This window comes from Butyrivibrio sp. (assembly GCF_017635265.1).
Taxonomy (GTDB): domain Bacteria; phylum Bacillota; class Clostridia; order Lachnospirales; family Lachnospiraceae; genus Butyrivibrio.
This window is the reverse complement of sequence record NZ_JAGBLU010000030.1, coordinates 69,672-93,506: the sequence shown is the minus strand read 5'-3', so window position 1 is coordinate 93,506 and position 23,835 is coordinate 69,672. Positions and strand designations below refer to the sequence as shown.

The 23,835-nt window shown below is 39.5% G+C and carries 20 protein-coding genes and 1 other RNA gene; 19 read left to right on the top strand and 2 right to left on the bottom strand.

Annotated elements, in window-relative coordinates; all coding sequences use genetic code 11:
* The first annotated feature begins 31 nt into the window (after positions 1 to 31).
* From J6O61_RS04600 to J6O61_RS04545, 12 genes are all read left to right on the top strand, one after another.
* Positions 32 to 859 carry a transketolase gene (locus J6O61_RS04600; RefSeq protein WP_103870054.1) on the top strand — a complete coding sequence of 276 codons (828 nt, stop codon included), beginning with the start codon at positions 32 to 34 and terminating at the stop codon, positions 857 to 859.
* Positions 856 to 1,797 (top strand): transketolase family protein, encoded by a 942-nt coding sequence (locus tag J6O61_RS04595; RefSeq protein WP_022772350.1) that lies wholly within the window; start codon positions 856 to 858, stop codon positions 1,795 to 1,797. Before J6O61_RS04600 ends, J6O61_RS04595 begins: the two co-directional genes overlap by 4 nt.
* The gene (gene rpe / locus J6O61_RS04590; protein ID WP_292210160.1) at positions 1,797 to 2,450 is read left to right on the top strand and encodes a ribulose-phosphate 3-epimerase; all 654 of its coding nucleotides are present in this window, start codon (positions 1,797 to 1,799) and stop codon (positions 2,448 to 2,450) included. The genes J6O61_RS04595 and rpe overlap by 1 nt, the downstream gene beginning before the upstream one ends.
* A 38-nt stretch (positions 2,451 to 2,488) precedes the next feature.
* Positions 2,489 to 4,018 carry a bifunctional metallophosphatase/5'-nucleotidase gene (locus J6O61_RS04585; protein WP_292210158.1) on the top strand — a complete coding sequence of 510 codons (1,530 nt, stop codon included), beginning with the start codon at positions 2,489 to 2,491 and terminating at the stop codon, positions 4,016 to 4,018.
* A 50-nt stretch (positions 4,019 to 4,068) separates the two neighbouring features.
* A complete protein-coding gene (locus tag J6O61_RS04580; RefSeq protein WP_292210156.1) occupies positions 4,069 to 4,944 on the top strand; it encodes a methionyl aminopeptidase in 876 nt (291 codons plus the stop codon).
* 28 nt (positions 4,945 to 4,972) lie between these two features.
* On the top strand, positions 4,973 to 7,009 hold the full coding sequence (gene metG, locus J6O61_RS04575; protein WP_292210153.1) for a methionine--tRNA ligase: 2,037 nt from the start codon (positions 4,973 to 4,975) through the stop codon (positions 7,007 to 7,009).
* A 74-nt stretch (positions 7,010 to 7,083) separates the two neighbouring features.
* Complete coding sequence (locus tag J6O61_RS04570; RefSeq protein ID WP_292210151.1) at positions 7,084 to 8,037, top strand: alpha/beta fold hydrolase; 954 nt, start codon at positions 7,084 to 7,086, stop codon at positions 8,035 to 8,037.
* Positions 8,021 to 8,512 carry a GNAT family N-acetyltransferase gene (locus J6O61_RS04565; protein ID WP_292210148.1) on the top strand — a complete coding sequence of 164 codons (492 nt, stop codon included), beginning with the start codon at positions 8,021 to 8,023 and terminating at the stop codon, positions 8,510 to 8,512. Before J6O61_RS04570 ends, J6O61_RS04565 begins: the two co-directional genes overlap by 17 nt.
* A gap of 3 nt (positions 8,513 to 8,515) precedes the next feature.
* A complete protein-coding gene (locus J6O61_RS04560) occupies positions 8,516 to 9,307 on the top strand; it encodes a YesL family protein (protein ID WP_292210146.1) in 792 nt (263 codons plus the stop codon).
* A 31-nt stretch (positions 9,308 to 9,338) separates the two neighbouring features.
* On the top strand, positions 9,339 to 10,775 hold the full coding sequence (locus tag J6O61_RS04555; protein ID WP_292210143.1) for a GGDEF domain-containing protein: 1,437 nt from the start codon (positions 9,339 to 9,341) through the stop codon (positions 10,773 to 10,775).
* A 197-nt stretch (positions 10,776 to 10,972) separates the two neighbouring features.
* Positions 10,973 to 12,082, top strand: a complete 1,110-nt coding sequence (locus J6O61_RS04550; RefSeq protein ID WP_292210140.1) for an ABC transporter ATP-binding protein — start codon at positions 10,973 to 10,975, stop codon at positions 12,080 to 12,082.
* 88 nt (positions 12,083 to 12,170) lie between these two features.
* A complete protein-coding gene (locus J6O61_RS04545) occupies positions 12,171 to 13,256 on the top strand; it encodes a PucR family transcriptional regulator (protein ID WP_292210138.1) in 1,086 nt (361 codons plus the stop codon).
* 46 nt (positions 13,257 to 13,302) lie between these two features.
* On the opposite strand, the gene ffs is transcribed toward J6O61_RS04545, so the two are convergent.
* Both ffs and J6O61_RS19555 read right to left on the bottom strand, forming a co-directional pair.
* An RNA gene (ffs, locus tag J6O61_RS19705) (signal recognition particle sRNA small type) lies at positions 13,303 to 13,402 on the bottom strand.
* 72 nt (positions 13,403 to 13,474) lie between these two features.
* Positions 13,475 to 13,885: an RrF2 family transcriptional regulator gene (locus tag J6O61_RS19555; RefSeq protein ID WP_442861693.1), complete on the bottom strand. Its 411-nt coding sequence runs from the start codon at positions 13,883 to 13,885 to the stop codon at positions 13,475 to 13,477.
* Between the two features lie 88 nt (positions 13,886 to 13,973).
* On the opposite strand from J6O61_RS19555, the gene tadA reads away from it, so the two are divergent.
* The 7 genes from tadA to J6O61_RS04500 all read left to right on the top strand — a co-directional run bounded on the left by tadA (position 13,974) and on the right by J6O61_RS04500 (position 23,689).
* Positions 13,974 to 14,501 (top strand): tRNA adenosine(34) deaminase TadA, encoded by a 528-nt coding sequence (gene tadA / locus J6O61_RS04530; protein WP_292210136.1) that lies wholly within the window; start codon positions 13,974 to 13,976, stop codon positions 14,499 to 14,501.
* Positions 14,502 to 14,536: 35 nt separating this feature from the next.
* Positions 14,537 to 16,036 carry an extracellular solute-binding protein gene (locus J6O61_RS04525; protein WP_292210132.1) on the top strand — a complete coding sequence of 500 codons (1,500 nt, stop codon included), beginning with the start codon at positions 14,537 to 14,539 and terminating at the stop codon, positions 16,034 to 16,036.
* 92 nt (positions 16,037 to 16,128) lie between these two features.
* Positions 16,129 to 18,420: a hydratase gene (locus J6O61_RS04520; protein WP_292210130.1), complete on the top strand. Its 2,292-nt coding sequence runs from the start codon at positions 16,129 to 16,131 to the stop codon at positions 18,418 to 18,420.
* A 4-nt stretch (positions 18,421 to 18,424) separates the two neighbouring features.
* Entirely contained in the window at positions 18,425 to 19,975 is a 1,551-nt protein-coding gene (locus tag J6O61_RS04515) for a glycoside hydrolase family 9 protein (protein ID WP_292210127.1), read from the top strand.
* A 73-nt stretch (positions 19,976 to 20,048) separates the two neighbouring features.
* Positions 20,049 to 20,840 carry an alpha/beta fold hydrolase gene (locus J6O61_RS04510; RefSeq protein WP_292210125.1) on the top strand — a complete coding sequence of 264 codons (792 nt, stop codon included), beginning with the start codon at positions 20,049 to 20,051 and terminating at the stop codon, positions 20,838 to 20,840.
* Positions 20,841 to 20,850: 10 nt separating this feature from the next.
* Positions 20,851 to 22,452 carry a Mur ligase family protein gene (locus J6O61_RS04505; RefSeq protein WP_292210122.1) on the top strand — a complete coding sequence of 534 codons (1,602 nt, stop codon included), beginning with the start codon at positions 20,851 to 20,853 and terminating at the stop codon, positions 22,450 to 22,452.
* Positions 22,453 to 22,480: 28 nt separating this feature from the next.
* Positions 22,481 to 23,689: a D-alanine--D-alanine ligase family protein gene (locus J6O61_RS04500; RefSeq protein ID WP_292210120.1), complete on the top strand. Its 1,209-nt coding sequence runs from the start codon at positions 22,481 to 22,483 to the stop codon at positions 23,687 to 23,689.
* Positions 23,690 to 23,835: the final 146 nt, after the last annotated feature.

Below are 23,835 nucleotides of genomic sequence, written 5' to 3'. Positions count from 1 at the left end.
TACTTTATAAAAATAGAAAGGAAAAATAATTATGACCAATCAGGAACTTCAAAAAACAGCTAATGAAGTCAGAAAAAGTATTATCACAGCACTTCATGCAGCTGGGGCAGGACATCCGGGCGGATCGCTGTCATCAACAGATATTTTCACTTATCTTTACTTCGAAGAAATGAATATCGATCCTAAGGACACAAAGAATGCTGACCGCGATCGTTTCGTTCTTTCAAAGGGACATTGTGCTCCTGGCCTTTACTCAGTAATGGCAGAGAGAGGATATTTCCCTAAGGAGGAGCTTACAACTCTTCGTAAACTTGGTTCAAGACTTCAGGGACATCCAAGCATGCAGTATCTTCCAGGTCTTGACATGAGCAGCGGATCTCTTGGACAGGGAATCTCAGCAGCTTGTGGTATGGCTCTTTCAGCTAAGCTTGATAACAAGTCATTCCGTGTATACACACTCCTTGGTGATGGAGAGCTTGAAGAGGGACAGGTTTGGGAAGCAGCTATGTTTGCCGGATTCAGAAAACTTGATAACCTCTGCGTAATCGTAGATAACAACGGATTACAGATTGATGGACCTATTGATAAGGTATGTTCTCCTTATCCTATCGATGAGAAGTTTAAAGCATTTAACTTCCATGTAATCAACATTGATGGTCATAATTTTGATGAAATAAGAAAAGCTTTTGAAGAAGCTAAGAATACAAAGGGACAGCCTACAGCTATCATTGCTCACACAGTTAAGGGCAAGGGCGTTTCATTTATGGAGAATCAGGTAGGTTGGCATGGCAAAGCTCCTAACGATGAAGAGTTTAAGCTTGCTATGGAAGAATTAGAAAGGACAGGTGCAGCACTATGAGCGATGTAAAGAAAATAGCAACAAGAGAGAGTTATGGTAATGCTCTTGCAGAACTCGGTGATGAGTATCCTAACCTTGTAGTTTTAGATGCTGACCTTGCAGCTTCTACAAAGACAGCAGTTTTCCAGAAGAAATTCCCAGAAAGACACATTGATTGTGGTATTGCAGAATGCAACATGATGGGTATCGCAGCTGGACTTGCAACAACAGGAAAGATTCCTTTCGTTAGTTCTTTTGCAATGTTCGCAGCAGGACGTGCATTTGAGCAGGTTCGTAACTCAGTAGGATATCCTCATCTTAACGTAAAGATTGGTGGAACACATGCCGGAATCACAGTTGGTGAGGACGGAGCCAGCCATCAGTGTAACGAAGATTTCGCTCTTATGAGTGTAATCCCTGGAATGGTTGTTATGTGCCCTGCTGATGACATTGAAGCAAAGGCTTGCGTACGTGCAGCAGTTGAGCATGAAGGCCCTGTATACATCAGATTTGGCCGTGCAGCATGCAGCATCATTAATGACAGACCTGATTACAAATTTGAAATTGGAAAAGGAAATGTTGTCAGAGAAGGAAAAGATGTTACAATAGTAGCTACAGGAATTTGCGTAGATTCAGCTTTAAGTGCAGCAGAAATGCTTGCTAAAGACGGCATTTCAGCAGAAGTAATCAATATCTGCACAATCAAGCCTCTTGATAAAGAGCTTGTAGCAGCATCTGCCAAGAAGACAGGCAAAGTTGTAACAGTTGAGGAACATTCCGTTATCGGCGGACTTGGAAGCGCTGTATGCGATGCACTTTCTGAACTTGCACCTACTCCTGTAAAGAAACTCGGAATGCAGGATACATTCGGCGAGTCAGGAACAGCTTCAGAACTTGTTCATAAGTATGGACTTGACGGCGAGGGTGTATACGCATCAGTAAAGGAATTCCTTAAGTAATGATAATTTTAAGCCCTTCAATTTTATCTGCAGATTTCACTGTGCTTGGTCAGCAGATTACAGAAGCTGATAAAGCCGGAGCAGAGTATATTCATATTGATGTTATGGATGGCACATTTGTGCCATCCATTTCCTATGGTATGCCGGTTATTAAAAGTATTAGAAAAGTAACTGACAAAGTCTTTGATGTGCATCTTATGATCACAGATCCTATCAGATATATAAAGGATTTTGTAGATTCCGGAGCAGACATTATAACCTTCCATCTTGAGGCTGCTTCAAATCCACAAGCGGTAATTGACGAAATTCATAAATATGGCAAAAAGGCCGGGTTATCCATAAAACCAGGAACTTCAGCCCATGAACTCATTCCATATCTTGACAAGGTTGAAATGATTCTTATAATGACTGTTGAGCCGGGATTCGGCGGACAGAAATTAATTCCCGAAACACTTGATAAGGTCAGAAAATTGCGTCGGATGCTTGATGACAGACATTTGGAAACAGACATAGAAGTTGATGGCGGTATTTATGCTGAAAATCTCCCCATAGTTCTTGAAGCCGGAGCCAATGTCATAGTATCCGGTTCGGGAATATTCAAAGGTAATATTTCAGAAAATGTGAATAAATTTTTGAAAATTATGAATATGTAAATTCATCTCTACTTCGTCCAATTTAGAAAGGAAAAATAATGCACATCATTTTTACATCTGATACCCATGGACATGTGTTTCCGATTAACTATGCCACAAACTGCCCCGAGAATGCGGGGCTTTTTTGCATAGCAGCACAAATTTCAAAGGATGGAAACACTTTGGTTTTAGACGGAGGAGATTCCCTTCAGGGAACACCCCTTCTTTCATATTATTTGGAACATAAAGACGAATACGATTTCAATCCCGCAGCAGAAGGATTTAATGCTATGGGATTGGATTACTATACACTTGGCAACCATGACTTCAACTTTGGCTATGAGGCAATTCTTGACTTTGTATCTGCCATGAATGCAACCTTGATTTCAGCCAACGTTGAAGATAAGAGAAACGCACTTGGAATAAAAAAACACGTTATTCATACTCTTGAAGATGGTACGAGAGTAGGAATAACAGGAGCAGTTACAGGATATGTCAATGTGTGGGAACAAAAGGACCACCTTACAGAACTTGTGGTTTCTGATCCGGTTGAAGCTTTAAAAAAAGAACTTGAAATAATGAAGGATAAATGCGATATCACAGTTTGCATTTACCACGGCGGTTTTGAAGAAGATCTTGCAACAGGAAAACTTTTGTCCGGTACAACAGAAAATCAGGCATGTAAGATAATGAGAGAGCTTGATTTTGATATAGTGCTTACAGGTCATCAGCATATGGCTGTTGAAGGAGTAACTATTGAGGGAAGCTATGGTGTTCAGCCGCCCGCCAAGGCTATGAAGTACTGTGAGCTTAAAGTAGATAAAAAGAATGATGGCTGGGATATTTCATCAAAGCTTGTAGCAGTTAATGAACCGGATGCTAAGTATAAAGAAATAGAAAAAGCACATGATTTTATGAACGACCTCAACACCAGAATTCAGAAATGGCTTGATGAACCAATCGGATGCCTTGAAAAAGCCATTGAACCTGAGCCAAAACTTGAAGTGGCTGTTAACGGAAGTAAAGTGGCAGCTATTTTTAATCAGGTTCAGCTTGAATATACAGGAGCTGACTTCTCCTGCACGAGCCTTTCCAATGATCCTCTTGGTCTTAAAAAGGATATTACAGTAAGAGACGTACTTGGAATTTATCAGTTCTCCAATACCGTTGAGGTAAAAGAAGTAACAAAAGCTGTAATTAAAAAGGCTCTTGAAAGATGTGCAGAATACTTTGAGATTGATGAGGATGGTAAACTGAAAATTTCAAACATCTTTTTGCAGCCAAAGATTGAGCATTACAATTACGATTTTTATGCCGGACTTGAGTATGTCCTTGATATCACAAAGCCTCTCGGAGAGAGAGTCACTCTTTTAAGAAAGCTTGATGGAACTGAGCTTGAGGACGATAAGACATACACTCTTGTTACAAGCAACTACAGAGCTACCGGAACCGGCGGATATGCATGCATAGGAAACAGCAAAACAGTAAAGAGCTTTCCTGATGAGATGCCGGATCTTTTGATCGATTACCTTAGAAGGAACAGTCCTGTTAAGGAGATAGTTAACAGCAAGTTGACAGTTAAAGTCTGAAAAGGCATACTATATTTGTGAAATTATCGATTTTATGAAGAAGGAACGCCATGTATAAGAGATTAGAGAGAAACGATGCCTGTTGGTGCGGCAGCGGCAAGAAATACAAAAGCTGTCACGCTGCTTTTGACGATAAATTGATACAGCTTGAGCATCAGGGATTTATAGTACCGGACAGAAGTCTTTTTAAAACAGAAAAAGATATTGAAGGAATCAAGAAGAGTGCAGTTATAAATATGGCTGTGTTGGATGAAATCGGAGAGAAAATCCATGCAGGAATGAGCACTCAGGAAATTGATGATATCGTATATAATACTACGACCAAGATGGGAGGAATTCCGGCAGATCTTAATTATGAGGGATTTCCCAAGAGCGTGTGCACATCTATTAATGAGGAAGTGTGTCATGGAATCCCATCAAAGGATATTATTTTAAAGGATGGCGACATTATTAATGTTGACTGTTCCACAATTCTTGACGGCTATTTTTCTGATTCTTCACGAATGTTTTGTATAGGTGATGTCTCTCCTGAAAAGAAGCGACTTGTTGATGTTACAAAAGAGTGCCTTGAAGAGGGACTTAAAGCAGTTAAGCCGTGGACACCTATTGGCGATATGGGAAATGCGGTTCATCAGCATGCACTTAAGAATGGATATACTGTAGTTAGAGAAATCGGCGGGCATGGATGTGGTAATGCTTTCCATGAGGAACCGTTTGTAAGTTTTGTAAGTAAGCCCGGAACGGGGATGATTATGGTTCCGGGAATGGTATTTACTATTGAACCTATGGTAAACATGGGAACAAATGAGATATTCATTGATGAAGATAATGATTGGACTGTTTACACAGCAGATCTTAAGCCTTCGGCGCAGTGGGAAGTGGAACTTCTGGTTACTGAGACCGGGTATGAACTTTTGTGCTGGTAAACATTCATAGAAAGACGAGGTTTTTTAGATGCAGAATAAGGGTAAATATTATATTACAACTGCAATAGCTTACACATCCGGTAAGCCGCATATTGGTAACAGCTATGAAATCGTGTTGGCAGATGCTATTGCAAGGTATAAAAGAAGAGACGGATTTGATGTTCATTTTCAGACAGGTTCTGACGAGCATGGTCAGAAAATTGAGACAAGAGCAATCGAAGCCGGTTGCAGTTCACCTAAAGAGTTTGTAGATCAGGTTTCAGATACTATTAAAGGTCTCTGGAATCTTATGGACACTTCTTATGACCGATTCATCAGAACAACAGATGAAGATCATGTAAAACAGGTTCAGAAAATTTTCAAAAAATTCTATGATCAGGGAGACATTTACAAGGGATCATATAAGGGAATGTATTGTACAGAGTGCGAGGCTTTCTATACAGAATCTCAGCTCAAGGACGGAAAATGCCCTGAATGCGGAGGCCCTGTTCATCCTGCAGAGGAAGAAGCATACTTCTTTAAGATGAGCAAATATGCTGACAGACTTATCGAACATATCAATACACATCCGGAATTTATTCAGCCTGCATCAAGAAAGAATGAAATGATGAACAATTTCCTTCTTCCCGGACTTCAGGATCTTTGTGTATCAAGAACATCATTTAAATGGGGAATACCTGTTGATTTTGATGATAAACATGTGGTTTATGTATGGCTTGACGCTCTTACCAATTATATAACAGGAATTGGGTACGATGCTGATGGTAACAGCTCTGAAGAATACAAGAAGTGGTGGCCTGCAGATCTTCACCTTATAGGAAAAGATATTATCAGATTCCATACAATCTATTGGCCTATTTTCCTTATGGCACTTGGCGAGCCGCTTCCCAAACAGGTATTTGGTCATCCATGGCTTTTACAGGGCGGCGAGAAAATGAGTAAGTCAAAGGGCAATGTTATTTACGCTGATGATCTGGTAAGTCTTTTTGGAGTTGATCCTGTAAGATATTTCGTTCTTCATGAGATGCCTTTTGATAACGATGGAGTTATTACATGGGAACTTTTGGTAGAAAGATTCAACTCTGATCTGGCCAATACGCTCGGAAACCTTGTAAATCGTACTATAGCTATGAGTAACAAGTATCTCGGCGGTGTTGTGGCAGACAAGAACGTGACAGAGCCTGTTGATGATGATCTTAAGGCTGTAGTTACCGGATGCTATGCAAAAGTAGAAGCAAAGATGGACGAGCTTCGTGTTGCGGATGCACTTACAGAAATATTTACTTTATTCAAGAGATGCAATAAATATATTGATGAAACAGAACCATGGGTTCTTGGAAAAGATGAGAGCAAAAAGGACAGATTATCTACAGTTCTTTACAATCTTGTAGAGTCTATCTCAATTGGAGCAGCTCTTCTTGACCCGTTTATGCCTGAAACAGCGCAGAAAATCAAGGAACAGCTCAATACTCCTGACAGAGACTTTGACACTCTTGATAAATTCGGTATTTGTAAGAGTGGCACTAAAGTCACTGATGCTCCTGAAATGCTCTTTGCCCGTAAAGATTTAAAGGATGTGCTTGAGAAAGCTGCCGAGATTACAAAGAGACAAAAAGCTGAGTATGAAAGAGCACAGGCTGAGGCAGCAAAGAATCTTGCAAAGGCAGGTCTTGCTCCTGCAGTTGTTGAGAAAACTGAAAGTAGTGAAAGTGCAGAAGCAATTGATATTCCTGCAAAAGAAGAAATTACCTTTGATCAGTTTGGAGCTATGCAGTTCCAAGTTGGCGAGATTATAAAGTGCGAAGCGGTTGAGAAATCAAAAAAGCTTCTTTGTTCACAGGTTAAGATTGGAAGTCAGGTTAAGCAGATTGTATCAGGAATTAGAAAATACTATTCTCCGGAAGAGATGGTTGGTAAGAAGGTAATGGTACTTGTAAACCTTAAGCCTGCAAAACTTGCGGGAGTAATGTCAGAGGGAATGCTTCTTTGTGCGGAAGACGCTGAGGGCAATCTGGCACTTATGACTCCTGAAAAGGATATGCCATCCGGAGCGGAAATCTGTTGATGAAATGTTTTAAAGCGAAGCTTTAGAATACATGTTATCATATAAGTATAAACAATTATGGGGAGGGATTTCCAATGGCACGCAAAGAGGAATTGACTTACAAATCAAGAGACAGGCAGACCATGCTTCATGCTATCAGATGGATACCTGAAGGCAAGCCGGTTGCTATCCTGCAGATTATCCATGGAATGCAGGAATTTATCGATCGCTATGATGAGTTTGCAAACTTTTTGGCAGAAAAGGGCATTCTCGTAATGGGTAACGATCATCTTGGACACGGCGGTTCTGTAGCAGATGGCAAAGGTACTTACGGATTCTTTTGCAAAAACGATCCGGCAACTGTACTTGTAAGAGATGCGCACAGATTAAAGAAAATGACACAGGAAGAGTATCCGGGAGTTCCGGTATTTATTCTGGGTCACAGCTTTGGCTCTTTTGTGGCAAGAGAGTACATTACTCGTTATGGAACAGGTATTAGCGGCGCTATTATTCAGGGAACAGCAGCTATGCCCACTGGAACAGTTAATTCTTTGAGCACTATGGTCAGCATATTACAGGTAATCTTTGGGACGAAGTATCGTTCAGAGATGATCAATAACATGGCTTTTAAGGGATATTTAAAAAAGATTCCCGATCACAAAACTAAGTTTGACTGGCTTTCGCATAATGAGGAAAGTGTAAACAAGTATGTAGCCGATCCAAGATGTAACTTTGTGTTTACCCTTAATGGTTTCAAGACAATGGCAGAACTCTTAAAGAGAGTTCAGGATATTGATAAGATGGAGGATATTCCAAAGAGTCTTCCTATTCTTATCACCGGCGGCGCTGAAGATCCTGTAGGAAGTTATGGTGAGGCATTAAACAAACTTTATGATATTTACAAAAATAAGCTTGAGATAAAGGATGTTGAGCTTAAGATTTATGATGGAATGCGTCATGAACTTCAGCAGGAAATTGGAAGAGAAAAAGTATACGAAGATCAGTATGCTTGGATAATGAGAGTGTTGAAGAGTGGCACTGCAAATTGACAGATCAAAAATAATGGTAAGGTGTGCTTACCATTCTGATTGGGATGGGGCGATGAAACTTGCGTGGGATACCTTTGCAAGATTTGACGCCCCTGACTATTCTGATGAGGGAATAGACAACTTCAGAAATTTTGTAAATGATGATATGCTTAGGAAGATGTTTATCGCCGGGCAGTATCAGCTTTTTGTTGCTGTTTACGAAGATAAATACCTTGGAATGATTTCATTACGGGAGCGTAAACATATTTCTTTATTGTTTGTGGATGGAAATTATCACGGTGTGGGAATAGGAACTGCACTGATAAGATATGTGTCAAAATATGCTCTTGAAGAAGAGGGGATGGATGAGCTGACAGTGAATGCAGCACCTTACGCTGTCGGTTTTTATCATAAGCGGGGATTTAAGGATGTCCGGGAGGAAATGACGGCAGATGGCATCCGATTTACACCAATGAAGCTTTGTTTGAGGAGTTAACTTATGGGAAAAATATTTGATTTAGAAAGTCCTTTGATGCGAGCACTTACCAGGCTTGCAGATGTAATGTGGGTAAACATTTTAACTTTGATTTTTGCTATCCCGCTTATTTTTGAACAGATCCTGTTTTTGGGACCGGCTATCGGACCGGTGCTGTTTGATGGCGCTGAGCTTGATTACAACTATTTTTTGAGCGCTGTTTTATGGGCGTGGATATTTGGTATTATTTGTTCCAGTATTCTGGGGCCGGCATGTACCGCTATGCATTTTGTTCTTTTGAAGATTGTAAGAGATGAAGACAGTTATATAACCAAGACTTATTTCAGATCTTTTAAAGAGAACTTTAAACAGGGACTTATCCTTCAGGTTATTAAATTTGCCATTGCCGGAATTCTGGTTTTGGATTTCTTTATTTTGAATAATTTAAATGGTTTTTACAGGTATGCCATAATAGCATTGAGTGTTTTACTTTATATGGTATCACTTTATGTGTTCCCGATACTTTCCAAGTTTGTCAACACAAATGCGGCAACTCTCAAGAATTCACTTTTAATGGCAATATTGGCATTCCCAAAAACTATTTTGATGACGATTATTTCATCTATTCCGTTTATTGTGTTTTATTTCTTTGATTTTAAAGCGGTTCCGGTACTTATTCTTTTGGGAATTGCAGGACCAAGTTATCTTAATGCGATGCTTTACAACGGAACATTCAAAAGATTTGAACCTGAAGAAGAAAATCTTTCTGAAGAGGAAGAACTGGACGCAGCCATTAAAAAATTAGACGAAGAATAATAGCAGTGATTATCTTATTATGAGGTGACAAATGAAGAGAGCTCTGTTATCATGCCTGGTGCCGGTCTTAATATTTGCTGTTGCTGTAGGTATTGTATTCAAAACCTACAGCAATGATTTGAGATATGGTATTTCAATGTTTGAGATACAGAGCGTTTCTTCCGGAATTGCAGCTGAACTATATAAAAAGGATATAAATTACGTTCGTATACGTGATTATCAGGATTCAGCAGCCAAAGCCTTAAAGACATTTGACATTGCCGATGAAAAAGCAGATATGGCAGATTGGGCATCTGTTATAGTGACTAATACAGAATGTCTTACTTCGATTATATGTGATTCGGAAGGCAATGGATTTGACGAACGTGGAAAAACAGTCAATCTTTCTAATTATGATTTCTTTGAACAGATCAGAGATGGGTTTGATGCAGACAGCTCTGGTGTTCTTTATATTACTGAAGATATCTTTGGCGGACATAGTGTAGCCTTTATAAATGGCATTAGGTTTATAGGTGGAACCAAAGGATATCTTGTGTCTATTCTCAATGTCGAGAATTTATCCGAAGGAATATTTGAAAAGCAAAAATCTGTCAGCTATGGAGTGTGGGTGGCTGTCAGAGGTCATATACTGACTGAGTACGGTGACAGAATTCGAAATGCTGATAAAGATATAGAGATGGCTTGGGATGCGTTACCTGAAAACTTTAACAGTGAGCGCTTTCAACATGCCCTGATGCAGGGGGCAACATATGATGAGGAAATACCGGGATATGGTTATGCAGTTGCCGTGCCTGCTCCTGTTTCGGGCGGATCGATAATTGCTTTAATCAGTTATGACAATATGAATAAAGCTGTAGATGGGGCAATTCATGGATATTTTATAATGTTTCTGTGGATAATGACATTGACAGCAATGCTTATAGCAGTATTGTTTGTAGGACATATAATGGCTTACAGCAAGCGGAGAAAAAGCAGATACGTTCACGAAAAGGATTTTGTTACAGGTCTTTTAACAGAGGATTCTGTAGAAGCTGAAGTGAATGCATACCTGTCGGAGCCCGGTGAAAGAAAAGGCCTTATGTTCCTGTTGTCTATTGATGGATCAAAAGAGTTTAGAAAAACAAAAAGTGAAATGATGGATGCTGTGATAATAAAGTTTTCAAAGAAACTTTTGGAAAAATACAGAACATCAGATGCCATAGGCAGAGTTGACGATGAATTTGTCATTTTTTTGAAGGATATAGTTGAACCGAAGGATGTAAGAAAACAGATTGATGAACTTATTTTACTGATTCATGATTTTAAAAACATGAAAGAGGTAGATGGAACAGGACTTTTTCTCAGTGTTGGCGCTGCAGTTGCACCAAAAGACGGAAATAATTATGCAAAATTATTTGCGTCTTCCAGATCGGCATTGCGAGAACGGGAAAAACACGAATCGGGCGTAGTAGCATTTTATCATGCCTAAGCAATGGTCAAATTGCATATAGAATTTTTAGATTCTTCGTCAATATTTCAGAATTGTGGAAAATTACCCGGATTGCTAGTCAGTTTAGCTAATGAATTGTAAAATATTTGTGAAATAAGTGAATAGTAAATAAATTATTCCGCCGCTATACTTGTTTATAGCATAAAGCTATTTATGAATTAGGAGGAATATAAGGTATGGCAAGTTTATCACTTGAGCATGTAACTAAAGTTTATCCTAATGGTTTTGAGGCTGTTAAAGATTTCAACCTTGAGATTCAGGATAAAGAGTTTATTATTTTCGTAGGACCTTCAGGATGTGGTAAGTCAACAACACTTCGTATGATCGCCGGTCTTGAAGATATTTCTTCAGGAACACTTAAGATTGGTGACAGAGTTGTTAACGATGTTGAGCCTAAGGACAGAGATATCGCGATGGTATTCCAGAACTACGCTCTGTACCCACATATGACTGTATATGATAACATGGCATTTGGACTTAAGCTTAGAAAAGTTCCAAAGGCTGAAATTGACAAGATGGTTAGAGAAGCTGCTAAGATCCTTGACCTTGAGAAGCTCCTTGATCGTAAGCCAAAGGCTCTTTCAGGTGGACAGAGACAGCGTGTTGCTATGGGACGTGCTATCGTTCGTAACCCTAAGGTATTCCTTATGGACGAACCTCTTTCAAACCTTGATGCTAAACTTCGTGTACAGATGAGAACAGAGATTGCTAAGCTTCATCAGAGACTTGGCACAACAATCATCTACGTTACACATGACCAGACAGAGGCTATGACTCTTGGTACAAGAATCGTAGTTATGAAGGATGGTGTTGTTCAGCAGGTTGATACACCTCAGAACCTCTATGATAAGCCAGGCAACCTCTTTGTTGCTGGATTCATGGGATCACCTCAGATGAACTTCCTTGATGCAGAAGTAGAAGTTAGCGGAGATAAGGCTTGCCTTAAGATTGCCGGTAAGTCAATCGAACTTCCACCTGCAAAGGCTAAGAAGGTTATCGAGGGAGGCTACGCTGGAAAGACTGTTACATTCGGTATCCGTCCGGAAGATGTTGATGATTCAGAGATGGTTGTTAACACATCAAAGGCTGTATTTGAGTCAACAATCAACGTATACGAGCTTCTTGGTGCAGAAGTTTATCTGTACTTTGATCTTGATAAGTTCCCTATCACAGCTAGAGTTGATTCTCGTACAACAGCTAGACCTGGCGATAAGGTTAAGTTTGCATTCGATGTTGAGAAGATTCACATCTTCGACAAAGAGACAGAGAAGACAATCACAAACTAATATTGATTTTAAGGGCTATCACTACTGTGATAGCCTTTTTTTTATGCATTATGTTATACTTATAATAGTATTGCAAGGAGGTAGACAGATGATTTCTGCGCAGAATATAAAAGCAAGTATAGAAGAGTTAGGAGCAATTACAAAAGTAGAGCTTTGTGTGATGGATTTAAATGGAGAAGTCGTTGCGGCAACTACAGAACGTGATATGCTCGATATTTCTATAATCACCAGCTTTGCACAATCGCCGGTGGATTCACAGGTAATCGGGGATGTTCATCTGTTTAAGATTCTTGATGAAGGAGAACCTGCATATGTATTACTGGCCAAGGGGGATAGTGAGCATGCTTACATGGTCGGGAAAATAGGGGTAAGTCAGCTCCAGAATCTTATAGTTGCGTATAAAGAAAGATATGACAGAAACAATTTCTTCCAGAATCTTCTTCTTGATAATATGCTTCTTATTGATGTATATAATAGGGCGCGTAAGCTCAAAGTTGAGGTTAATGCTCCAAGAGTTATTATTTTAGTTGAAGTAAAACACGCAAGTGACAATACTGCACAGGAGCTTCTTGGAAGTATGTATGCTCCCCATACCGGTGATTATGTAACAGCAGTAGATGAAAATAGTGTAATTCTTATTAAATCTCTTTCCAAAAATCAGTCCTATGAAGAAGTTCAAAAGATTGCCACAACTATAGTGGATATGATGAATACAGAGGCAATGCTTGATGTAAGAGTTGCTTACGGAACAATAGTAGAGGAATTAAAGGATCTTAGTAAATCATACAAAGAAGCCAAGATGGCTCTTGAGGTCGGAAAAATCTTTTACGCTGAAAAAAAAGTCAATGCCTATAACACTCTGGGAATTGGAAGGCTTATTTATCAGCTTCCGGAGAGTTTGTGCCGTATATTTATCGATGAAATATTTGGTGGAAAAGAAGTTCCGGATGATCTTGATGAGGAAACATTAAATACCATAAACAAGTTTTTTGAAAACAATCTAAATGTTTCGGAGACATCAAGGCAGCTCTTTGTTCACAGAAACACTTTGGTTTACAGAATTGAAAAGCTGGAAAAGAGTTCAGGACTGGATGTAAGAAAATTTGATGATGCACTTACCTTTAAAATCGCTTTAATGGTTATTGGCTACATGAAATATCTGGAAAACAGATAAAACAGATAAGCGGTTCTGTGAAGGACGCATGCACGTTTACTTAAGACAGAATAAGGCAACCTTACAACACATGGAAGGTTCTACTTAGTGCTGCTTCGTTCCCGACCTGACACGGTTCGTAGATTTCCATTGCATAAGACCCGATTCTGTACAAAAGGACTGCTACATGCACCCTTCACAAAACCGCTCTATTACTATACTTTGTTTTTGAAATATTGTCAATTTTGATCTATCAGATCCTGAAGGGTATAGCTGTTAATATAGTCATTGACTACTTTATCGAGTCCGGTCCAAAAAGGAAGAGTTGAACAGGAATCAGAAAGAGGACAAGGATTGCCGGTATCACCGGCCACACATTCAATGGGAGTAAGACTTCCTTCGACAGTTCGTAAGATCTCGCCAATATTACAATCTTTTGGTTCTCTTGCAAGGCGATATCCACCGTTGTTTCCGCGCATACTCAATAAAAAACCGGATTTGTTCAGACCGGAGACGATCTGTTCCAGGTATTTTACAGTAATGTTCTGGCGTTTAGAAATATCTTTTAACGAAATATAATCGCCATTGTCATGAAGGGCAATATCCATCATGATTTTAAGTGCATAGCGACCTTTTGTGGAAATTTTCATTTATGCAACCTCTAAAACAATATATAATAATATCGTGATAATATGAGTTTACCTCATATAATATCAAAAAAGATAATCAATTACTACTATGAAATTACAAGCAAAATCAAGAATTATAGATGAAGAACAAGAAGATAACAAATACATGAAAGCTGCAATTGCGCAGGCAAAAAAGGCATATAAACTCGGGGAAGTGCCAATCGGATGCGTGATTGTTTATGAAGGAAGGATTATAGGAAGGGGATATAACAGGCGCAATACCGACAAGACACCACTTGCTCATGCTGAGATTACCGCTATTAAAAAGGCAGTAAAGGTCATGAAGGACTGGAGGCTGGAGGAGTGCAAACTTTATGTTACTTTGGAACCTTGTCAGATGTGTGCCGGTGCCATTGTTCAGGCAAGAATTCCTGAGGTTATAATGGCGGCGGAAAATCCTAAAGCCGGATGTGCGGGCTCTGTTATGGATATTTTGAATAATCCGGACTTTAATCATCAGGTTAGTGTGAAAAAAGGCGTTTTAAGGGAGGAGTGTAGTAGACTTTTAAAAGATTTTTTTGTTGAACTTCGTGCCAGAAACAAAGCATTGAAGGAACAGAAAGGAAACCTCCAGTGAAAAAAAGGTTTTTTACTTGCTTGTTGGTGTTGATCGTGGTTATTACATGCATTGCGTGTGGATTCGGATCATATCAAGGCGAGGAATACCAGAAGGAAATAGACTACACTAAAGAACCGGTTACAATTACTTATCTTACTATCGGCGATAAGCCGTCTAATGGCAGAACTGAGGAAGTGGTAGATGAGCTTAACAAAATCCTTATCAAGAGGGTTAATGCTAAGCTTGATATTTACTATGTTTCTTGGGATGACTATCTTAATAATTATAATGCTGTTCTGGATTCAGGGAAAGTTAGTCTGGATCTTGTTGGCACGGGAAGCGATTGGCTGGATGCCTGGCCCAATGCCATAAGCGGCAATTTTTTACCACTTTCCAAGGAAATGTTACAAAAATATTGTCCCAGAACTTATACAAATGTGACTTCAGCAGAGTGGGATAAATGCTCATACAATGGAAACATATATATGATTCCCGAAAATGAATATACTCAGTGGATAAATCATGGATTTATTTATAGAAAAGATATAGCGCAGGAAGCAGGAATAGGAAAGATAAGTTCATGGGAAGATCTTGATAAATATTATAAGCATGTGAAGAAAAATTATACCGGCATGATTGTGTGGGATGAGGATGGAAAAACAACGATACACACATTGGGTTATCTTATGTCTAAGCAGAAATATGCCCCGATCTATGAACTGAGTACATATGGAATCTGGGGAGCATATTATGATGATATGAAGACAATTGTTTCTCCATATTATACCGGGGATGAGTTTGTTGAATTTGCAAGACTTATGAAGTCGTGGGAAGAACTTGGGATATGGAGAAGAAATTTTAAATTTGTTGAGGATAATACGGAAGAGTTTTACAACGGCTATACCAGCGTGGTTCAGCACCATACCCAAAAATACTTTACAGAAATAAAACCAACCATGAATGTTATGAAACCGGAAGCGGAAACAGATTTTTTCTGGTTTGGAGAAGAAAATAATAATCTGATAAAAACCAGTATTCTACATGGTGCTATGGCGGTCTATAAGGATTCTAAAAATCCTGAACGCGCGCTTATGGTCTACGATATTATAAGAAATGATCAAAAGTGTTATAACCTTATGCGATATGGAATAGAGGGCGTTCAATACAGGATAAACAAAAACGGAACGCTTGATAAACCAAGTGGATACAATTCAGAGAGGGATTCTGTTGTTCTAAATTACTGGTGGGGACGAAGAGATGAGTTTGAATATAAGGACTCATCTTATGCATGGGACGATTATTATGAGCTTATTGATACATATGATAGGAACGCATATGAATATCCTTGGGACAGCGTCCCGTTTTCTACAGAGGAGATAAATCTGGAAATGGAGCCGATTATAAAGGTGTTTGATAAGTACCTTCCGGCTATTTCCTATGGTCAATATGATATTACCCCTGAGGAGGAAGTAGCTCTTTTCCGTCAGGAGTTAAAAGAAGCAGGGATTGAAAAAATGACCAGAAAACTTCAGATGATTTTAGATTCATATTAAAAAATATCCTACCAAGTAGTGTTTATTTATGGTAGAATAGCGCCTATAAAATTGTATACATGTATAGCGGATAAAAAGGCAGGAGGAAAGTAATGGTAACAACATACAATAATGGATGTTTTTTAGTGAATGGAAAGACTCTTGTATTAGATGACAACGATGCGGCAGTTCGTTTATCTTCGGAAGGAATTGAGGGTGTAACTAAAGAACAGGCAAGAGAAAATACTATTTGTTATGGGATTCTTAAAGCACATAATATGTCGGGCAACATGGACAAGCTGTGTGTTAAGTTTGATAAGCTTACATCCCATGATATCACATATGTTGGTATTATCCAGACTGCGAGAGCTTCAGGACTTACAAAGTTCCCCATTCCATATGTTCTGACTAACTGCCACAATTCTTTATGCGCTGTAGGCGGAACAATAAATGAAGATGATCACATGTTTGGACTCACAGCAGCACAGAAATATGGCGGAATATATGTACCACCTCATCAGGCAGTTATTCACCAGTTTGCCCGTGAGATGCTCTCATCAGGTGGAAGCATGATTCTTGGTTCAGATTCACATACAAGATACGGCGCTCTCGGAACAATGGCTATTGGAGAAGGAGGACCGGAACTTGTAAAGCAGCTTCTCGGACAGACATATGATATTGATATGCCGGGAGTTGTAGCTATTTACCTTGAGGGAACTCCAAAGAAGGGTGTTGGACCACAGGATGTGGCACTTGCAATTATAGGCAAGGTCTTCGCAGACGGATATGTAAAGAATAAGGTTATGGAGTTTGTGGGACCCGGTGTGGCAAATTTAAGCGCGGACTTTAGAATCGGTGTTGATGTTATGACGACAGAAACCACATGCCTTTCATCAATATGGCAGACTGATGAAGAGATTAAGGAATTCTATGATATTCACGGCAGAGTTTCGGAGTATAAAGAGTTAAAACCGGGAAAAGTGGCTTACTATGACGGATTGGTAAAGGTTGACCTTGATTCAATTAATCCTATGATCGCTATGCCATTCCATCCAAGTAATGTATATGAGATTGAAGAAGTAAACAGAAATGCTGCGGATATTATTGCTGATGTGGAAAAGAGAGCAAAAGTAAGCTTTGGTGATAAGGTTACATTCTCTCTTCATGATAAGCTTAAAGACGGAAAGTTCATGGTTGATCAGGGAATTATTGCAGGCTGCGCCGGTGGCGGATTTGAAAATATTTGTGCAGCAGCGGATATTCTAAAAGGTAAATTTATTGGTAATGACAGATTCACACTAAGTGTTTATCCGGCTTCAACACCTATTTATATGGAAATTGTTAAAAACGGTGCAGCAGCTACAATCATGGAGTCAGGAGCAATACTAAAGACAGCATTTTGCGGACCTTGCTTTGGTGCCGGTGATACTCCTGCGAATAATGCATTCAGTATCAGACACTCAACAAGAAACTTCCCTAACAGAGAAGGTTCAAAGGTTCAGAGCGGACAGGTTGCTTCAGTTGCACTTATGGATGCACGCTCTATAGCAGCAACAGCTGCTAACAAGGGAGTTCTTACACCTGCAACTGAATTTGTCGGAGATTTTAATAAGTATAAGTATCACTTTGACAGTGCTATCTATAAGAACAGAGTATTTGATTCTCATGGCGTTGCAGATGACAGCGTAGAACTGCAGCTCGGACCTAACATTAAAGACTGGCCTTCTATGGTGGCTCTTACAGATAATCTTCTTCTTAAAGTTGTGTCGGAGATTCATGATCCTGTTACAACTACGGATGAGCTTATCCCATCAGGAGAAACATCATCCTACAGATCAAATCCTATCGGTCTTGCTGAATTTACACTTTCAAGGAAGGATCCTGAATATGTGGGAAGAGCCAAGGAAGTTCATGCTGAGGAAGAAAAGAGACAAAAAGACGAGTCATTCGATAATTTGAGTGATGAAATCAAAGCAGCTATTAAGACAATCTGTGGAAAATATCAGGATGTGACGGCTAAGAATACCGGAATCGGGTCTACAATATTCGCAGTTAAACCGGGGGATGGTTCAGCTCGTGAGCAGGCAGCATCTTGTCAGAAGGTTCTTGGAGGATGGGCGAACATAGCCAACGAATATGCTACTAAACGTTATCGTTCAAACCTTATCAACTGGGGAATGCTTCCATTTATAATTGATGAGGGAGACCTTCCGTTTAAGAATAAAGATTATATTTTTATTCCGGGAATCAGAGATGCCGTATATAATAAGAATGAAGAAATCAAGGCTTATGCCATTTCGGATGATGGATTAAAAGAGTTTACATTGAGACTGGGGAATCTGACAGACGATGAAAGGCAGATTATTCTTGATGGATGCTTAATAAATTATAATAGGGTAAAGTAAGATAATGTTTTCTTATATGAGAGGGAAAAAGAAAATAGCGGCAGCAGTCCTTTTGGCTGCTGTTCTTGGAAGCGCCGCAGGTTGCGGCGCTTCTTCCAGTGATAATGCTTTAGTGGAAAAAGAAAAAAAAACTGCTAAATTTGACTATGAAGCTCCGGTTCAGACACCCAATATTTTAGTGGATCAGACAGGTTTTTTGCCTGATTCGGATAAGGTTGTGATTTTCAGAGGGAAAGAATTGCCCGAAACATTTACTGTTTGCAGACTTGAAGATGGAGAGTCCTGCTATGAAGGAGAGGTTTTAAAAAAGAGCTTTGATCAGGAGCTGGGAGTAAATTTTGCCGTTGGTTATTTTACTGATCTCACAGAGGAAGGGGATTATTATATTTATGCTGATCACTTAGGTGAATCTTATTCTTTTTCTGTATCTCAGACAACTATTTCGGATCTTTTTAATGAGGCTTGTAAAAAATTCTACTATAACAGATGCGGAATTGCGTTATCAGAAAGCTATGCAGGGGATAACACCCACAGCGCCTGTCATACGTCTGCGGCCAGACTTCAGGAAGATGATAGTATTCAGCTTGATGTTACAGGCGGATGGCACATGGACGAGCAGGCTGACAGAGACACTAATGTTGGAAGTAAAATAGCAGAGAATTTTCTTTTGGCCTACGAAATGGATGAGGAGGTTTTTACCGATGATATCGGGATTCCTGAAAGCGGAAATGGAATACCGGATATTTTGGATGAAGTCAGATATGAGGTTGAATGGCTGCTTAAAATGCAGGACGAAAAGACTGGTGGTGAATATGGGGCGGCGATTACAGACAGTAGTAAAGGCGGCGATATTTTCACTTATCCGGTGGTGGTGACGCCGGTTTCCATGGAAGCGACCATTAACTTCGCAGCCATGATGGCAAGATTCAGTTATTTTTACCAGCAATATGATCCGGAGTTTGCTACAGTATGCCTTAGGGCAGCAGACAAGGCCTGGAATTGCTACCTGATGAATCAGAACATTGAAGATTCAGCGGTATTTAAGGCGGCAGCCCAGCTCTACAGAGCTACGGGAAATCAGGATTATGAAGCAGTTTTAAACAGTTTCTTTTTAAGAAAAGATTTTGAGGAACTTTTTAAGACTGATGAGAATGTATTTATCGGAGCTGTAACCTATCTCTCAACCAGTCAGGCGGTGGATGTGGACCAATGCGGCAAACTCATGAAGATGCTCATGAAAAAGTCTGAGAAAATTGCAGAAGTTTCAACAAAAAGTCAGTTTCTTGTAACTGATATTACTGCAGAGCAGGATTTTTCAAAGCTCCTATACGATATGAGGTGCCTTACTATAACAGATCATATTATTTACAATCATGAATATACGACAATAATAGAAAATCATCTGCATTTTCTGATGGGCATGAATCCAGGTGCAATGAATTATGTAACTGACAGTACAGAGAGAACTTACCGGGATGATGATTCAAAGACAGGAATACTAAATGATCCCGGAAATGATGCATTACTTATATTCATGTTGAGCGTCTTGCGCTGAACACATTTTACTATCTAAATGACAACCTTTTGGATTTGCACGGCACTTTCTTAGGTGTTAATATGGATGAGTCATGAATACAAATATTAATGGATTAAACATAAATTACATAGATGAAGGAAAAGGGCCTCTGCTTGTGATGCTGCATGGATGGGGGTCCAATATAGATCTTTTTGCAGGAGTTATTTCTTTTGCCAAGAGCGGATACCATGTTGTAGCAATGGATATGCCGGGATTTGGGAAAAGCGATGAACCGCAAGAGCCTATGAATGTGGATGCTTTTGTGGATTTTGTTTTGGATTTTATCAAAAAGCTTTATCCGGATGAAAAGGAGATAATTTTTCTTGGGCACTCCATGGGTGGCAGGATTATAATCAAGTTGGCTTCAGGAATTCATGATGGTCGTATAAAGACTGATTTTACAATTCCCAAGATCATTCTTACCGATTCTGCAGGGATTATCCCGGAAAAGACCAAAGAACAAAAGAAGCGTACGAAGAGATATCATTTCTATAAAAATCTTATTGAAAAAAGCGGAATTCTTAAACTTGATCCGGATGCCCTTAACAAGCTTCAAAAGAAATTTGGAAGTGCTGACTATGCCGCAGCTTCTCCTGTTATGAGAAAGAGTCTTGTAATGGCAGTAAATGAGGACATGGTTCCATATATGCCTTTTGTGACACAGCCAACTCTTTTGATTTGGGGAGATAAGGATACTGCTACACCGCTTTCTGACGGTCAGCGCATGGAAAAACTTATGCCGGAGGCAGGACTTGCAGTTATAAACGGAGCAGGGCATTATTCTTTTTTGGACAATCCATATCTTTATAACAGGATTCTTGGAAGTTTTTTGGGGATAGGCTAAGAGGTAAAGTATGTTATTAATTATTTTTAGTATATTTGTTTTTATGCTTGTGGCTGTAATGTCTGTGTTAGGACTTAGATTCTACACACATATGCTTCAGCTTTCGAGCTATCAGTTTCAGGGATACTTTAGATTCTTAAGATCTATTCCGGGGAATCTGGTGGCTCATGGTGCATTTCTTTTAATTATTATATGCTCCCTTGTGGCAGATAAAAGCGGGATAAGGATACTTGCATTCTCTATTGCAGGAATGATGGCGCTATATGTTTTTCTTATTACTGCATACCTTCCAAAGCCGGCCAAAAAGAAATTTGTTGTTACAGACAGAGTTAAGAGACTGTTCATTACATATGTAATAATAGCAGCTTTGGTACTTATAGTTGGAAAGGGATTGTTAGGATATTGGGCAGCTTCTGCCGTATTGTTTATGGCTTTTTTGCCACTTGTTCCGGCCCTTGCTAATCTTATAAATAAACCAATCGAGAACAGAATAAATAAGTATTTTATCGATGACGCCAAGAGGATGCTTAGAGAGCATGAGAACCTTCGCATTATAGGTATCACAGGTAGTTTCGGCAAGACGAGCGTTAAGTATTATCTGACAACACTTTTATCAGAGGGCTTTAGTGTTTTGATGACGCCGGAGAGCTATAACACTCCTATGGGAATTGTCAGGACTATAAGGGAACACCTTAAGCCTACGCATGAGATTTTTGTATGTGAAATGGGCGCAAGGCATCTTCATGATATAAAAGAGATAACTGATATTGTTAATCCTGACGATGGAATAGTTACATCCATCGGTTATCAGCATCTGGAGACTTTTCACAGCCTTGAAAATATTATCAGTACTAAATATGAACTGTTGGATGCTGTTGATGAAAAAGAGAAATCTGAAGGCAAAGCAGAAGGCAAGCATCTTAAATTTGTCAATGGTGACAATGAGATAATCCGCTCAAACATGAAGTATCAGGATGCCATCACCTACGGACTTAATGACGGTAACGATTATCAGGCAAAAGATATTAAGGTAAACAGTCAGGGAACGACCTTTACAGTAACGGCACCTGATGGTGAGATGGCAGAGTATACTACGAAGCTTGTCGGAAGGCATAATGTTGAAAACATAGTTGGAGCGATTGCTGCAGCAAACAGCCTTGGAATTCCGATGCCTAAGCTTAAAATGGCTGTAAGACGACTTCAGAGTGTACCACACAGACTTGAACTCAACAGGCATGGCAATGTTTCTATTTTGGATGATGCATACAATTCCAACCCCAATGGAGCCAAGGTGGCTCTTGAGACACTGGCGCTTTTTGAGAACCATGTTAAGATCCTTGTTACTCCGGGCATGGTTGAGCTTGGAGAAAAAGAGGATGAATATAATAAGGAATTTGGTAAACAAGCGGCAGCTGTCTGTGATTACATTATTCTTGTAGGTGAAAAGAACAGCCCGTCAATAAAGGCAGGAGCTTTGGAAGCAGGATTTGATCCGGAGAGACTTTTTGTGAAAAATACCCTTGCAGAAGCTACAGCTCTTATGTATGAGATTGATGCAGGAAGAGAAAAAGTAATTTTGCTTGAAAATGATCTTCCGGATAATTATAGATAAATTAAGGATTTAGGAAAGAAGGCAGTTTATGAAGCTTAAAGTTGCAGTTTTATTTGGTGGAAAAAGTACAGAGCATGAGATTTCAATTATCTCAGCTATTCAGGCTATGGGCAGCATTAACAGAGAAAAATATGATGTTGTACCGGTTTATATTACCAAGAATAATGACTTTTATGTAGGCGAGTACGTTGACAAGATTGAGGAGTATACACATATTCCGGAACTTTTGAAAAAGAGTACACAAGTCATCTGGGTTAAGGAAGGCGACAAGGTTTCTCTTATGAGATATCCTATGAAGAAATTTGGAAATAATGTTATTACTCAGGTTGACGTTGCCTTCCCTATCGTTCATGGAACAAACGTAGAAGACGGAACTTTACAGGGATATCTTGCTACAATGGGCCTTCCTGTTGTGGGATGTGATGTTCTTTCATCTGCAGTTGGAATGAATAAATATGTTATGAAGACTGTACTTAAGGACAACGGAATCCCGGTTCTTGATTGCAAGTGCTACACATGGAAGGATTATGAGGATGTAGACGGACTTGTGCAGAAAATCGAAGGTGAGTTCAGTTATCCTGTTATCATTAAGCCACTCAACCTTGGATCAAGTATCGGTATCAAAAAGGCATCAAACAGAGAAGGACTTTTAGAAGCTCTTGATCTTGGATTTGAATTTTCCAAGAAAATTCTTGTTGAGCCGGCAATTTCACAGCTTAAAGAGATTAACTGCTCAGTTCTTGGTGATTATGAATCAGCGCAGGCTTCTGAATGCGAAGAACCAATAAATTCTGATGACATATTAAGCTTCGAGGATAAATATATTGGCGGAGCTAAGGGTTCAGCAAAAGGCGGAGCCAAGACCGGTGGTTCAAAAGGAATGGCATCACTTAAAAGAAAAATTCCTGCTGATATCACTTCTGAAATGAGAGATCAGATCAGAAAAATGGCCGTTGATGCATTTATCTGTCTTGGATGCTCCGGGGTATCAAGAATAGATTTCATGATCGATATGGCAACAAACAAAGTATATTTAAATGAGATAAATACTATTCCGGGATCTCTTTCATTCTATCTTTGGGAACCGCTTGGAGTAAAATACGAGCAGCTTCTTGACAGCATGATTCAGCTGGCGCTTAAAGCTGACAGAGAAAATCACAAGGTAGTATATTCCTTTGAGACTAACGTTCTTGAGGGCGTACACCTTGGTGGTGGTACAAAGGGAAGTAAGATGTAATAAAAAATGGCGAGTGGAGAAGCACTCGCCATTTTTTAATATCATAGGAAATTGCATTCCTATGATATTAAAAAACGCTCCGCTAAAGATGCGCACCTCGCGGCAATGAAATTAATTGCTTCGCAATACCGCTCGGGCGCGAAGAG